Source organism: Mycolicibacterium arenosum (genome assembly GCF_024320865.1).
GTDB classification, from domain to species: Bacteria; Actinomycetota; Actinomycetes; order Mycobacteriales; family Mycobacteriaceae; genus Mycobacterium; species Mycobacterium arenosum.
The window spans coordinates 407,784-421,947 of sequence record NZ_JANDBD010000005.1 but is presented as its reverse complement, the minus strand read 5'-3'; the positions used below and the strand labels follow the sequence as shown (position 1 = coordinate 421,947).

Sequence of the window (14,164 nt, the reverse complement as noted above, 5' to 3'; positions counted from 1 at the left end):
AACGCACGCGTATCCATCGCCGTCACCTTCTGGGCCATGAACCACTCTGGATCCACCCAGCCCGATCAGGTGTACGCGATGTCCCGAGACATACCCCTGTACGCGATGTCCTGAGACTTCACATGGCGCTGGACGCAACCGAACACGCCGAACTCGCGAGGAATTCGGTCACCGCCGCCGCGGTCGGGTGCTCCCACAGCAGCGTCGGCGGCAGCGACAACCCGGTCTGCTTCTCCAGCTGTCGCCGCAGCCGCACCGTCATGATCGAGTCGACGCCGAGTTCCACCAGCGGCAGATCCGGGTCGACGTCGGCGTCGGCCAGTCCGAGCTGTCCGGCGACCGCCGCGAGCACCTGCGCGCCCAGCCAGTCCGGGTCCGTCTGCAGTGGCTCGGCGGCGGGCTCCGCGTCGTCGTCATCCGCGGGGGCCACGTCGGCGAGGATCGGCACCGCTGCCGCGGCCGGTAGCACGGGCAGGACGACGACGTTGGCGTCGTCGTCGCGCATGGCGAGGTCGAGGGCGCGCAGCGCGTCGTCGGCGCCGACGGTGCCCATCCCGAGTGCGTCGAGTTGTGCGGCGACGAACTCCGAGGCCGACCCCATGCCGAGTCCCCGCCACGCCGTCCACGCGACGGCGGTGGTGCGGTCGCCGAGGCCGCGGCGGTAGCGCGCCATCGCGTCGAGGAACGAGTTCGCGCACGCGTAGGCACCCTGGCCGGGGAAGCCGGCGAGGTAGCCGCACGACGAGAAGAGCACCATCCAGTCGAGTTGCTCCGGCGGGAACACCTCGTGTAGCACCAGGGTGCCGTGCACCTTCGGATGCATGGCGGTCGCGAAGTCCTCCGGAGTCGTATTCGCCAGCAGCGCACCGGCTTCGACGCCGGCACAGTGGATGACGCCGCGCACCGGCGGCAGCTCGCGCAACACGGTCCGCAGCGCGTCGGCGGAGCCGGGTGCGCCGAGGTCCACCGCGGCCACCGTCACCGTGACACCGCGCTCCTCCAACGCCGACACCGCGCGCACCGCCTCGGACTGCACGGCGCTCCAGGCCGCGCGCTCGGGCAGGCCGGACCGCGACAGCAGCACCAGGCGTCGGGCCCCGAGGTCGGCGAGGCGCTGAGCCATCCGCAAGCCGAGTACCCCCGTGCCGCCGGTGACGAGGTACGTCCCGCCCGGCGCGCACGCCATCGGTTCGCCGGCCGTGCCGTCGGCGGGCGCCAGCCGGGCCACCCGCGCGGCGCCTGCGCGAACCACGACCACCCCGTGACCGTGCAGCGCCGTCAGCGCACCGAGCGGCACCGGTTCGTCGTCGGCCACGTCGAGCACACCACCCCACAGGTGCGGGTGTTCGGCGGCCGCGACGCGGGCCAGTCCCCACAGGGGCGCGTGCGTCAGGCCGCCGCCCTCGTGCACGCCGCTGGTCAGCACCCACAGCCGCGCACCGAGGCTCAGGTCCTGCAGCAGCGTCAGCGTCCGCATCACCAGGTCGACCGACGCCTCGGGGGCGTCGTCGCGTCGGGGCAGCACGACGACGACCGCGGCGTGCCCCAATTCGGCTGGCAGGCCGTCGAATTCGGCGGCGAGGACGGCGATCTCAGCGGGGTCCTCGATCGCCAGGTACGGCACGCCCGCGGCGGTCAGATCGCGGACGGCGGCGTCCAGTCCGTCGACGTCCCCTCCGACGAGGACCACGCCGCTGGGCCGCTCCGCCTCGTTCCACGCGACGTCACGCCACGCGACGTGGTGCAGCAGGCGACCGGTGTCGCCGATCGCGCCGGGGTCCTCGAGTTCCTCGAAAGTCATCCCCGAGATCGAGACGAGGACCCGGCCCGACCCGTCCGCGATCGCGACGTCGGTGGTCGTGGTGCCCGGCCGACGGCGGACGAGCAGCGTCGCCACCGCGGGCGGCGCGCCGTGCACGTGCACCCGCTCGATGCGGGCGGGCATCCGCAGCCGCGGCGGTCCGTCGAAGACGGTGGAGGCCGCGGACGTCGCCGCGTCGACGAGTGACGCCCAGGACGTCGGCGGGCCGCCATCGGCGCGCGCCGCCACCACCGCCAACAGTTCACCCTCGGCGCGCCGCAGCTCCCGGACGTCCCAGTCGAAGCCCATCGCCGCTACTCCCAGCGTGGCGAGGGTGTCGACGACGTGGCGCTGCGGCAGCTCCTCCGTGCACCTGAGCCGCGCCGCCTCGACGTCGACGTCGGTCTCGAGCAGTTCCTCGATGTCGTCCTCGACGGCGACGACCGCGCTGCTGTGGGTGAGCCAGCCGCCGTCCTCGTCGGCGTCGACGAGTCGCGACGACAGCGTCAGCGCGCTGTCCTGAAGTACGACCTGGAGGTCGCGCGCACGGCCGGGCGCCACGGGGGTGCGCAGGTGGACGTCGGCGAGCCCGATGCCGGTGCATTCGGAGTGGCCGGCCGGTTCGCCGCCGTGGGCTGCGGTGAGGAACGTGTTGAGAAGCACTGCGGCGGGGACGATCTCGGTTTCCTGGACTGGGTGGTCGCCGGGATAGGGCCTGCTGTCCACGTCGATGCGGGTCTGCCACATCGTGGTCGCGACCGCGCCGTTGACGTCGGTGCGACCGCCGAGCAGGGTGTGGCTCGCGGTGTCGTGGACACCCCGGCCGCCCGGTGGCGGGGTGGGCACCCGCCAGAAGTGCCGGTGCCGCCACTGGGTGGTCGGCAGGTCGTGCGCCCATTCGTCGTCGAGTGCGACACCGTGGTCGACGCTCGCCCCGTGGCAGTACAGCCACGCCACCGACGTCGCCACGGCGCGCACCTCCGGGGCGTCGCGGCGCAGCACCGGGACCGCCCCGTACTCGTCGATGCCGAGGCCGAGCAGGGTTTCGATGACGGAATGGGAGACGACGGGGTGCGCCGACACCTCGAGGAACAGCCGGTGGCCGTCATCGGCCGCCGCGGCAACGGACTCAGCGAATCGGACTCGCCCTCGCAGATTGGCGACCCAGTAGGCGGGGTCCCGCGGTGCCGTCGAGCGCGGGTCCGCCAGCGCCGTCGAGTACAGCGGTACGGTCGCGGATCGCGATGGCGGCAGCCGCGCCACGTTGCGCGCCAGGTCGGCGGTGAGAGCGTCCATCGCCGGGCTGTGGAATGCCACGTCGGTATTGACGCGCCGCACCACGACGCCGGCCGCGGCCCACTCGTCGCACACCCGCGTCACGGCCTCGGGGACACCGGAGATCACGCACGATTCCAGCGAGGCGCTGATGGCGGCGACGACGTCGGTCCGACCGGCGAGCCGGGCGTCGGCGTCGGCGAAGGGCAGCCGAACCAGCGCCATCGCACCCTCGCCCGCCACCGAGCGGAAGCCGCGAGCGCGATAACAGGCAACGGCCGCACCGTGTTTCAGGTCGAACACGCCGGACACGACGCACGCCGCGACCTCGCCGACGGAGTGGCCGATGACGGCCGCCGGGACGACTCCGCGCGCGCGCAGCACCGCGGCGAGACCCACCTGCATCGCGAACGTGAGCGCCTGCACGCGGTCGGTGCCGCCCAGTTCACCGGAGGTCAGCGCCTCACGTGCGGAGAAGCCCAACTCGACGCGGAACACCGTGTCGACCTCGTCGATGACGGCGGCGAACGCGGGTTCGGCGGCGATCAGTTCGCGACCCATCCCCGCCCAGTGCGAGCCGTGCCCGGAGAACACCCAGACGGCGTCCCTCGGTTCGCCCGCGGGCACCGTGCCGGTGACCAGGGTGGTCGCCGAGTCGCCGCGCGTCAGCGCGTCGAGGCCCGCAACGAGTTCGTGCGGGTGCTCGGCGACGACTGCGGCGCGCACGGATTCGTGCCCCCGGCGCGCCCACAGCGTGGCCGCGACCGTCGACACGGTCCGCTCGGTGGCGCGGAGGTGGTCGGCGAGCGCGTCGGCCTGCCGCTCGAGCCGGACCGCGGACCGGGCCGACAGCGGGACCACGCACGGGCCGGTCGGCTGCCGCGGCGGGGCGGCCGCGGCGGCCGGCGCCTCCTCGAGCAGGACGTGGGCGATGGTGCCGCCGTATCCGTAGCTGCAGACGGCCGCGCGGCGCGGTACGTCGGTGCGCGGCCACGGCTCGGCCTCGGTCGGCACCCGCAGGCCGCTGGCGGCCCAGTCGACGGCCGGAGTCAGCCTGCTCAGGCCCGCGGTCGGCGGGATCGTCTCGTGGTGCAGGGCGAGCACGGCCTTGATCAGACCCACGACGCCCGCACCTCCCTCGAGGTGGCCGACGTTGGGCTTCACCGAGCCGACGCGGCACCGGTCATCGTCGGCGCGGCCGGCCCCGTACACCTCTGCGATCGCGCTGATTTCGGTGGGATCGCCTGTGGGAGTGCCGGTTCCGTGCGCCTCGACGAATCCGACGCTGGCGGGGTCGATTCCGGACGTCGCACACGCCAGCCGGAACATGTCGGCCTGGGCGGCGCCGTTGGGCGACATGATGCCGACCGTGCGGCCGTCCTGCGCGATCGCGCCGCCGCGGATGACGGCCAGCACGCGATCGCCGTCGCGTTGCGCGTCGGCAAGCCGTTTGAGCACCACGACGCCCGCGCCCTCCCCGCGACCGTATCCGTCGGCGGCGGCGTCGAACGTCTTGCACCTGCCGTCGGCGGCGGTGGCGCCGGCCTCGTCGAGAACCCGCGTCAGCCCGGGCCCGATGAGCGCGCTGACGCCGCCGGCCAGCGCCAGCGACGTCTCGCCACCGCGCAGCAGCTGGCACGCCTGATGCACGGCGACGAGTGAGGCCGCGCACGCCGCGTCGAGGGCGACGCTGGGTCCGCGCAGGTCCAGCAGATGCGACACGCGGTTGGCGATCCCGCACAGCGACGTGCCGATGCCGGTCCACGCCTCGATGCCCGGCAGATCCTCCATGACGAGTTTGCCGTAGTCATCGGAGTTGACGCCCATGAGCACGGCGGTGTCGCTGCCCGCCAGGGTCTTCGGCGCCACCCCGGCGTGTTCGAGTGCCTCCCAACCGACTTCGAGGGCGAGCCGCTGCTGCGGATCCATGAGTTCCGCCTCGCGCGGCGAGACACCGAAGAACTCGGCGTCGAAGCCGGGTAGGTCGTCGAGGAACGTGCCCAGGCGGGTGACCTCGCGCAGCACGGCCGCGTTACGCGGGTCGCGCCGGAGGTAGGGCTCCCACCGTTCCTCGGGAATCTCGCGGACGTCGCTGCGTCCCTCGATCAGGAAGGTCCAGAAGTCGGAGGGCGTGGCGACGCCGCCCGCGACGCGGCAGGCGACTCCGATGACGGCGATGGGTTCGAGCGCCACGTCAGCGGGTGTCCATTGTTTGGAAATTGTGGATAGGCTTGCCTAATAAACCGTCCGACATGCGCACTATGGTGACACATCTCGACCAGGTCCAGGCGGATACCCTCAGGGCAGCAGGTCGCGCACCACGGCGTCGGCCAGCAGACGGCCCCGGTCGGTGAGCACCAGCGCGCCGGCGCGCTCCACCAGCAGCCCGCTGCCGCACAGCTCCCGTGCCCGGCCGCGCTCGTCGGCGTCGAGCCGGTCGAGTGAAAGACCTTGTCGCAGACGGACTCTCAGCATGACATCCTCGACGTGCTGGTCGACGGACGTGAGTTCCTCGCGGCCGGCCACGGGCAGTTCCCCGTGCGCCAGCGCCCGCGCGTACGCATTGGGGTGCTTGACGTTCCACCACCGCGTCCGGCCGAGGTAGCCGTGCGCGCCCGGCCCGGCGCCCCACCACTCCCCGCCCTGCCAGTAGCCGAGGTTGTGTCTGCACGCCCCACCCGGCCTGCTCCAGTTGGACACCTCGTACCAGTCGAACCCGGCTCCGGTCAGCGCGCCGTCGAGCAGCTCGTAGCGGTGGGCGAGCACGTCGTTGTCGGGCGCGGGCAGTTCGCCGCGGCGCACCCGGCGCGCCAGCGCGGTGCCGTCCTCCACGATCAGCGCGTAGCCGGACACGTGGTCCACACCCGCGTCGATCGCGGCGTCGACGGAGCGCCGCAGATCGTCGTCGGACTCCCCCGGCGTTCCGTAGATGAGGTCGAGGTTGAGGTGGTCGAAGCCCGCCGCCCGCGCCTCGGCCGCCGCGGCCAACGGGCGGCCCGGCGAGTGCACGCGGTCCAGCGCCGCGAGCACGCGCTGCGAGACCGATTGCATACCGAGCGAGATGCGGGTGTAGCCCGCCCGCCGCAGCGCGTCGAACAACGCCGGTGACGTGGACTCCGGGTTGGCCTCGGTGGTGACCTCGGCGTCGGCCGCCAGAGCGAAGTGCCCTCGGATCGCGTCGAGGACGGCGGTGAGGCCGTCGCCGCCGAGCAACGACGGTGTGCCACCGCCGACGAACACCGTCGCGACCTCGCGCGGGTGCTCGAGGCTCGCCGCGGCGAGTGCCAGTTCCCGGCGCAGCGCCTCCAGCCAGCCCTGCGGCGTGGCCCCACCCAGCTCACCGGGTGTGTAGGTGTTGAAGTCGCAGTACCCGCACCGGGTGGCGCAGAACGGCACGTGAACGTAGATGCCGAACGGCCGGGGAGTCACCGGACAAGTGTCCCAGAGATCGGTTTTGCTCAGCACGAGCGCAAATCTGGCCCGGTTAGGGTAGATGACGGGCTTCGTGGCACAATGGCCGACGTGACCTCCGCCCGCAACACCCCCACCCGCATTGCGCTGGTGGCCCGGCGGCACGTCGACTTCAAGCGCGTATGTAGCTGTTGCTGTCTTCCCTGACGTGTAGATCTGCCCACTGAACTTCCAGCTGGCCGCCCGGATCTGCGCCGCCGGACAGCCCCCGGTGAACAGCGCGATTCGCACGCCGGCTCCTCGCAAGAAGGGCCAATCCCCCGCATGACCACCGCTGATTCCAAGCCGAAGCCCGTCAAGCGCCCGAAGGGCGAAGGCCAGTGGGCACTCGGCTATCGCGAGCCGCTCAACGCCAACGAGCAGTCCAAGAAGGACGACAACCCGCTCAACGTGCGGCAGCGCATCGAGAACATCTACGCGCACGGCGGCTTCGACTCCATCGACAAGGGCGACCTGCGCGGCCGCTTCCGCTGGTGGGGCCTGTACACGCAGCGCAAGCCGGGCTTCGACGGCACGTGGACCGGTGACGACAACACCGACATGCTCGAGGACGAGTACTTCATGCTGCGGGTCCGCAGCGACGGCGGTGCGCTCACCGCAGCGGCCCTGCGCGCGCTCGGCGGCATCTCCACCGAATTCGGCCGCGACACCGCGGACATCTCCGACCGCCAGAACATCCAGTACCACTGGATCGAGGTCGAGAACATGCCGGAGATCTGGCGGCGCCTCGACGAGGTCGGCCTGCAGACCACCGAGGCGTGCGGCGACTGCCCGCGCATCGTGCTCGGCTCGCCGCTGGCCGGTGAACACCCCGACGAGGTCATCGACGGCACGCCGGCCATCAACGAGATCGTCATGCGCTACATCGGCAAGCCGGAGTACTCCAACCTCCCGCGCAAGTTCAAGACCGCGATCTCCGGCCTGCAGGACGTGGTGCACGAGGTCAACGACGTCGCGTTCATCGGCGTCGAGCACCCCGAACACGGTCCCGGCTTCGACCTCTGGGTCGGCGGCGGCCTGTCGACGAACCCGATGCTGGGCCAGCGCGTCGGCGCCTGGGTGCCGCTCGACGAGGTGCCCGATGTCTGGGAGGGCGTGGTGAGCGTCTTCCGCGACTACGGCTACCGGCGCCTGCGGGCCAAGGCGAGGCTGAAATTCCTCATCAAGGACTGGGGCGTGCAGAAGTTCCGGGACGTGCTCGAGACCGAGTACCTCAAGCGACCGCTCATCGACGGCCCCGCACCGACACCGGTCACCCGGCCGATCGACCACGTCGGAGTGCAGCGGCTCAAGAACGGCCTCAACGCCGTCGGCGTCGCCCCGATCGCGGGCCGCGTGTCGGGCACCATCCTCACCAAGGTCGCCGACCTGGCCGAGGCCGCGGGCAGCGACCGCATCCGGTTCACGCCGTATCAGAAGCTGATCGTCCTCGACGTCCCGGACGACAAGCTCGACGAACTGCGGGCCGGGCTCGACGCACTCGGCCTGCCGTCGACGCCGTCGCACTGGCGGCGCAACATGATGGCCTGCACGGGTATCGAGTTCTGCAAGCTGAGCTTCGCCGAGACGCGTAAGCGCAGCCAGACGCTGGTGCCCGAGCTCGAGAAGCGGCTCGAGGACATCAACGCCGAGCTGGACGTCCCGGTGACGGTCAACATCAACGGCTGCCCCAATTCGTGCGCCCGCATCCAGATCGCGGACATCGGCTTCAAGGGCCAGATGGTGGACGACGGGGACGGCAACCAGGTCGAGGGTTTCCAGGTGCACCTGGGGGGAAGCCTGGGTCTGGACAGCGGTTTCGGTCGCAAGCTCCGTCAGCACAAGGTGATGTCCAGCGAGCTCGGCGACTACATCGAGCGGGTTGTTCGCAACTTCGTGAAACAACGCGAGGCCGGAGAGCGTTTCGCTACGTGGGCGGTACGCGCCGACGATGCGGATTTGAGGTAGGACATGACAGACCTGCGAACTGAGCAAGACCTGGTAGCGCTGGCCGAGCGCGTAGCGGCCGAACTGGTCGACGCCTCAGCCGAGGAGTTGCTGCGCTGGACCGACCAGAACTTCGGCGCCGAGTACGTGGTGGCGTCGAACATGCAGGACGGGGTGCTGGTGCACCTGGCCGCACAGGTGCGACCGGGCGTCGACGTGCTGTTCCTCGACACCGGCTACCACTTCGCCGAAACGATCGGCACCCGCGACGCGGTCGAAGCGGTCTACGGCGTCAACGTCGTCAACACCTCCCCCGAGCACAGCGTCGCCGAGCAGGACCGGCTCTTCGGCAAGAACCTGTTCGCCCGCGATCCCGGCGAGTGCTGCCGGATGCGCAAGGTCGAGCCCCTGTCCAAGGCGCTCAAGGGCTACTCGGCGTGGGTCACCGGCATTCGCAGGGTCGAGGCGCCGACCCGCGCCAACGCCCCGCTGATCAGCTTCGACAAGGCGTTCGGCCTGGTGAAGATCAACCCGATCGCACCGTGGTCGGACGACGAGATGCAGGCCTACATCGAGGCGAACGACATTCTGGTCAATCCGCTGGTGGATGAGGGCTATCCGTCCATCGGCTGCGCACCATGCACCGCCAAGCCGGTCGCCGGCGCCGACCCGCGCAGCGGCCGCTGGGCCGGGCAGGCCAAGACCGAGTGCGGTCTGCACGCCTCCTGATGAGTGCCCTCGTCCTGACGGCGCACGGCAGCGCGGATCCTCGCTCCGCCGCCGTCGCCCACGCGCTGGCCGGACGGATCCGTCGGCTCCGCCCGTGGCTCGAGGTGCGCACGGCGTTCCTCGACCACTCGGAGCCGCGGCTGCCCGACGTGCTCGCTCTGCTCGCCGCCCGGCGCACACCGGCGGTGGTGGTGCCGATGCTGCTGGCCAGCGCCTACCACGCCCGCGTCGACATTCCCCGTGACATCGCCGCGTCCGGCGCCGCCGTCGAGTTGGCGGACACCCTCGGCGAGGATCCCGCGCTCATCAGCCTGCTCGGTCGGCGGCTCGCGGAAAGCGGTGTGGCACCCGATGATTCGAGTCTGGGCGTCATCGTCGTCGCGGTCGGCTCGTCGAGCGACACCGCCAACGCCCGCACCGCCACCGTCGCCCCGGCGCTGAGCGCCGGCACCGCGTGGACCGGTGCGGAGGTCGCGTTCGCGACGGGTCCGCACCCCACGCTGGACGAGGCGGCAGCCCGCCTGCGGGACCGGGGCGCACGCCGCCTGGTCGTCGCGCCGTGGTTCCTGGCGCCCGGCAGGATCACCGACCGCGTCGCGAGTTCCGCAGCGCGACTGGGCATTCCGATGTGCGAGCCGCTCGGTTCGCACAATCTGGTCGCCGCGACGCTGCTGGACCGGTTCGACGACACCGCTGCTGCGAACGTCGCCGCCTGAATGCCGCACCTGTGCCACGATGCACGGGTGCCCGCCAGCGCAGTCCCCTCCCCGTCGCGGGGTCCGTCGCTGCGCCGACTCGGCTGCTGGCTGACGGCGTCGGTACTGCTCGCGGGCACGGCGATCGGGTCGACCCGCAGCGAGTCCCCGCCCCCGCGGCCCGCCATCGGCGGCCCGTACGCGGCGCTGCTCGCCTCGTCCCGCGATCTCGGCCCGTCGCACCGCGCGCACACCCAGCTCACCGTGGCGTTGCGGGGCACGGCACGGCCGGCCGCCCTGATGCGGTGGGCGGCCGATCGCGGACTCGACGTGCGCTGGCAACCCGGCGCGGACTGGGCGATCGTCGAGGGTGACGCGCGGACGATCTCCGAGGCGTTCGACGCACCGGTCCACGACTACCGCGGCCGCGTCGGCCAGATCTTCTACGCCTCGGCGAGCCAGCCGCTGGTGCCGACCGCGGCGGGCGACGTCACCGACGTCGGCCGCATCCTCGGATACACCCCGCATCGCGAGGCGACGCCGGCGCACCTGGCACTCGACGTGCCGCTACGCGGCCTGAACCCCACGGCGCTACTCGAGGCGTATAACGCCACTTCGCTTGTCCGACAGGGCTTCACCGGCACCGGTCAGACGATCGTCGTCTTCGCGTTCGGCGGCTTCGACCAGACCGACCTCGACGAGTTCGCCGCCGGGTCCGGCCTGCCGCCGCTGCAGCCCACCGTCGTCGGCGGCATGCCCGAGGGCTCGAGCAGCGAGACGGTGATGGATCTGCAGGTGGCCCACGCCGTGGCACCCGACGCCAGGAAGGTCGTCGTCAACGCCAGACCGACGCTGCAGGGCGGGCGCACCTACGAACTGATCGGCGAGATGTTCGACGCCACGAATCGCGACTTTCCGGGCGCGGTGTGGAGTCTGTCGATCGGCTGGGGGTGCGACGCCCTTATCACCGCGACCGATCTGAAGCCCGTCGAGGCGGCCCTCGAGCGCGCGCAGGACAACGGCACGTCGGCGTTCGACGCCAGCGGCGACACCGGAGGGCTGGAGTGCAAGGGCGGCGCCGACTGGTCGGCACCGCCCGGTCCCGACGACGTCGGACTCGACGCGGTCGCATCGCTGCCCGCGATGACGTCGGTCGGGGGCACCACGCTGTCGACGGACGAGGACGGCCGATGGCTGGCCGAGCAGGCGTGGGTCGACTCGCCGCTGTCGCAGGGCACCAGCGGCGGCGTATCGCGACTGTTCCCACGGCCGTCGTGGCAGCGCGGGATCTCCATCGACCGCGACGGGGGCAGGAAGCTGCGCAGGCTGACACCCGACGTCTCGGCCGTAGCGGATCCGTTCACGGGGGTGCGAATCCGCTTCGACGGCCAGGATCTGGTCGGCGCGGGCACCTCGCAGGCCGCGCCGATCTGGGCGGGCCTGACCGCGATCATGAACCAGTACCTGAGCGCCAACGGCGGCCGCCCGCTCGGCGACATCAACCCGCTGCTCTACCGAGTGGCGTCGGGGGCCCGAGCGCCGGGCTTCCGGGACGTCAGCCTCGGCGGCAACGCGGTCGACCTCTCGCGGCAGGGCTACGACCTGGTGACCGGACTCGGCAGCCCGAACATCGAGGCCCTCGCGGCCGACCTCCTCGACATCCAGCGGGGGGCCGCCCCGCGATGACGGGCCTCTTCCCGCTGCTACCGCGCCGGTCGCGAGCGGTGTTCGGCATCGCGTTCGCGAGCGTCGTCGGACTTCTGCTCGCGACGGCGCTCTGGCGATGGCAGCCGCCGCTGATCGCCCTCGTCGGCCTCGGCCTGCCGCTGCTGTTCCTCGCCTACGTCCTCGAGAGCGGCGCCGTCACCCGCCTGTCGGCACGGGTGCTGGTGTTCGTGGCCGTTCTCAGTGTGGCGCTGGGCGTCGCGTGGGCGCTGGGCACCGATGCCGCCGCCGCGCGCGAAGACGGTGACGCGCTTGGTATTCCGCCCAGCACGACCTGGCTCGTGGTGACGGCGTTGGCGGTGCCCGCGGCCTTCGTGCTGTGCCTGCTCGCCCCGGTGCTGCTCGTCCGGTTCCGGCGGCCGGGGTCGCGGGAGTCGATCAACGGCTACCTCGTCGGAATGCTCTCGGCGGCCGGCTTCATCGGCTCGAGCACGTGTACGCGATTGGCGCCGTCGTTCGTCGCGGGCATCGACACCGAGAGCACCCGCTCCGTCACCAATCTGGCGGTGGCCGCGATGGTTCAGGGCGTCGCCATCCCCGTGACGGCGGCGGCGGTCGCGGGTGCGGTCGGTGTCGGCCTCTGGTTCGCCCCGCCCGCACCACGCCCGAGCTGGTACGCCGCGACGTCGCCGGCACCGCCCATCGCCTTCGCCGTGATCGCCTTTCTCGGACTGGGCGTGCTCGATATCGTCGCGCCGCCGTTCGGGGTACAGATGGCGATCTACGCGCTCCTCGCCGTGCTGGCACTCGTCGTTCTCCGGGTGGTGCTGCGCGCGACGCTGCCGGACGGGGAGGCGCCGCCGAACGCACCGGCTCGGCACACCCGGCGGCTGACCGTTGCGCTGACGGTGGCGGTCGTCGGCGTGACCGCGGGCTCGCAGGCCCTGGCGACCGCGCTGGCCCCGACGCCGCCCGCATACGTCTGTCCGCCCGATTGCGGCCGTCCGCCGATCGCCGAGCCGGTGTCGACCAATCCCCGGTTCACCGCCCGATCCGGCGAGTTCTCGGTGTCCTATCCCGGTGAGGGCACCGCGTACGAGGCGACGTTCGAGGACAACGGCGTGGTGCTCAAACTCGGCGCCGGCGACGGTGGAGTGCTGCGACTGTTCGGCCAGCCCGCCGAGGGCAGGTCGGCACGGGAGATCGCCAAGCAGCTCATCGCCGACCACTACCGCGACGCCACCTTCGCCTACGAGGTGCCCAACGCGTTGGTGGGCTACCACCTCGGCTACGGCGAAGTCGACGACGTGTTCCCCAGTGCGTCGGTCGGCGACGACAGCCGCAACCGCGTCCTGGTCATGGTCGCCGTGAAGAACGACTACGCCCTCGTCGCGGCCGGGGCGGGTCCGTTCCGGGAGTTCAGTCCCGACTTCGGTTCCGGCCACCCGTCCGGCGCGAACTTCCTGCTCGCACTCGACATGGGCAAGTACGTCAACAGCTTCCGGTGGCGCGACGACCCGCCGCGATGACCGCGCTCAGGTGGTCGACAGCGCCTCGGCGGTCGGCACCTGGACACTGCCGGGAATCGGCGGCACCCTGGTAGCCCGCACGTAGACGGTGTCACCCTCCTTGAGGCCGAGTGCCTCGGCGTCGCCGCGGGTGATCTGCGCGGTGAACGACCCGTTGTCGATGGCACTGGTCAGCTCGACGCGAACTTCGAAGCCCAGCATCACGATTCGGTCGATGGTGGCACGCAGCACCCCGGTCGAGCTGATGCTCTCGTCGGCCGAGGCGATGGCCATGTCCGGGTTGAGCCCCACCCGGATGTCGTGCGGACGCACCAGCGTCCCGTTGAGCGACGACACCGCACCGAGGAACGACATCACGAATCCGTTTGCGGGAGTGTCGTACACCTCGGTGGGCGAGCCGACCTGTTCGACCCTGCCCTTGTTGAGGACGGCGATGCGGTCCGCGACGTCGAGCGCCTCCGCCTGGTCGTGGGTGACCAGCACCGTGGTCACGTGCACCTCGTCGTGCAGACGGCGCAGCCACGCCCGCAGATCCTCGCGCACCTTCGCGTCGAGCGCACCGAACGGCTCGTCGAGCAGGAGCACCTCGGGATCGACGGCGAGGGCCCTGGCGAGCGCCATGCGCTGGCGCTGGCCACCCGAGAGCTGATTGGGGTAGCGACCCTGGAAACCGGCGAGGCCGACGATCTCCAGGAGGTTGTCGACCTTCTCGGTGATCTCCGCCTTGGGCCGCTTGCGGATCTTCAGGCCGAACGCGACGTTGTCGCGCACGGTCAGGTGCTTGAACGCCGCGTAATGCTGGAACACGAAGCCGATTCCGCGCCGCTGCGGCGGCACCCCGGTGACGTCGTTGCCGTTGATCGTGATGGTGCCGGTGTCGGGCTGGTCGAGTCCGGCGATCGCGCGCAGCAGCGTCGACTTGCCCGAGCCGCTGGGACCCAGCAGCGCCGTCAACGACCCGGACGGCACGACGAAGTCGACGTTGTCGAGAGCCGCGAAGTCACCGTAGTGCTTGTTGGCACCCTTCACGATGATGGCTGCACCTTCAGCGGTCATGGCTTCGGTCTTTCTGT

At 71.4% G+C, this 14,164-nt stretch carries 9 protein-coding genes; 6 read left to right on the top strand and 3 right to left on the bottom strand.

Translation table 11 applies throughout. The features are described from left to right. Positions 1 to 118: 118 nt before the first annotated feature. Both NM203_RS15305 and hemW read right to left on the bottom strand, forming a co-directional pair. A complete protein-coding gene (locus NM203_RS15305; RefSeq protein ID WP_255060836.1) occupies positions 119 to 5,269 on the bottom strand; it encodes a type I polyketide synthase in 5,151 nt (1,716 codons plus the stop codon). A gap of 105 nt (positions 5,270 to 5,374) precedes the next feature. Next, positions 5,375 to 6,505 carry a radical SAM family heme chaperone HemW gene (hemW, locus tag NM203_RS15300; RefSeq protein WP_255060835.1) on the bottom strand — a complete coding sequence of 377 codons (1,131 nt, stop codon included), beginning with the start codon at positions 6,503 to 6,505 and terminating at the stop codon, positions 5,375 to 5,377. An 84-nt stretch (positions 6,506 to 6,589) separates the two neighbouring features. On the opposite strand from hemW, the gene NM203_RS33515 reads away from it, so the two are divergent. From NM203_RS33515 to NM203_RS15275, 6 genes are all read left to right on the top strand, one after another. Beyond that, positions 6,590 to 6,694, top strand: a complete 105-nt coding sequence (locus tag NM203_RS33515) for an Ms4527A family Cys-rich leader peptide (protein WP_408633357.1) — start codon at positions 6,590 to 6,592, stop codon at positions 6,692 to 6,694. Between the two features lie 117 nt (positions 6,695 to 6,811). Beyond that, positions 6,812 to 8,494 carry a nitrite/sulfite reductase gene (locus NM203_RS15295; protein ID WP_255060834.1) on the top strand — a complete coding sequence of 561 codons (1,683 nt, stop codon included), beginning with the start codon at positions 6,812 to 6,814 and terminating at the stop codon, positions 8,492 to 8,494. Between the two features lie 3 nt (positions 8,495 to 8,497). Further along, positions 8,498 to 9,202, top strand: a complete 705-nt coding sequence (locus NM203_RS15290) for a phosphoadenylyl-sulfate reductase (protein WP_255060833.1) — start codon at positions 8,498 to 8,500, stop codon at positions 9,200 to 9,202. Continuing rightward, positions 9,202 to 9,918: a sirohydrochlorin chelatase gene (locus tag NM203_RS15285; protein WP_255060832.1), complete on the top strand. Its 717-nt coding sequence runs from the start codon at positions 9,202 to 9,204 to the stop codon at positions 9,916 to 9,918. The genes NM203_RS15290 and NM203_RS15285 overlap by 1 nt, the downstream gene beginning before the upstream one ends. After that, on the top strand, positions 9,919 to 11,583 hold the full coding sequence (locus NM203_RS15280; RefSeq protein ID WP_408633356.1) for a S53 family peptidase: 1,665 nt from the start codon (positions 9,919 to 9,921) through the stop codon (positions 11,581 to 11,583). It abuts the gene before it with no gap. Further along, complete coding sequence (locus NM203_RS15275; RefSeq protein WP_255060831.1) at positions 11,580 to 13,091, top strand: zinc ribbon domain-containing protein; 1,512 nt, start codon at positions 11,580 to 11,582, stop codon at positions 13,089 to 13,091. The genes NM203_RS15280 and NM203_RS15275 overlap by 4 nt, the downstream gene beginning before the upstream one ends. 6 nt (positions 13,092 to 13,097) lie before the next feature. Here the strand turns inward: NM203_RS15275 and NM203_RS15270 are convergent, their stop codons facing one another. Then, positions 13,098 to 14,147, bottom strand: a complete 1,050-nt coding sequence (locus tag NM203_RS15270; protein ID WP_255060830.1) for a sulfate/molybdate ABC transporter ATP-binding protein — start codon at positions 14,145 to 14,147, stop codon at positions 13,098 to 13,100. Positions 14,148 to 14,164: the final 17 nt, after the last annotated feature.

Coding starts and splice junctions, on each gene's coding strand:
- NM203_RS33515 (WP_408633357.1), top strand. CDS start 6,590: ATGGCCGACGTGACCTCCGCCCGCAACACCCCCACCCGCATTGCGCTG.
- NM203_RS15295 (WP_255060834.1), top strand. CDS start 6,812: ATGACCACCGCTGATTCCAAGCCGAAGCCCGTCAAGCGCCCGAAGGGC.
- NM203_RS15290 (WP_255060833.1), top strand. CDS start 8,498: ATGACAGACCTGCGAACTGAGCAAGACCTGGTAGCGCTGGCCGAGCGC.
- NM203_RS15285 (WP_255060832.1), top strand. CDS start 9,202: ATGAGTGCCCTCGTCCTGACGGCGCACGGCAGCGCGGATCCTCGCTCC.
- NM203_RS15280 (WP_408633356.1), top strand. CDS start 9,919: ATGCCGCACCTGTGCCACGATGCACGGGTGCCCGCCAGCGCAGTCCCC.
- NM203_RS15275 (WP_255060831.1), top strand. CDS start 11,580: ATGACGGGCCTCTTCCCGCTGCTACCGCGCCGGTCGCGAGCGGTGTTC.
- NM203_RS15270 (WP_255060830.1), bottom strand. CDS start 14,147: ATGACCGCTGAAGGTGCAGCCATCATCGTGAAGGGTGCCAACAAGCAC.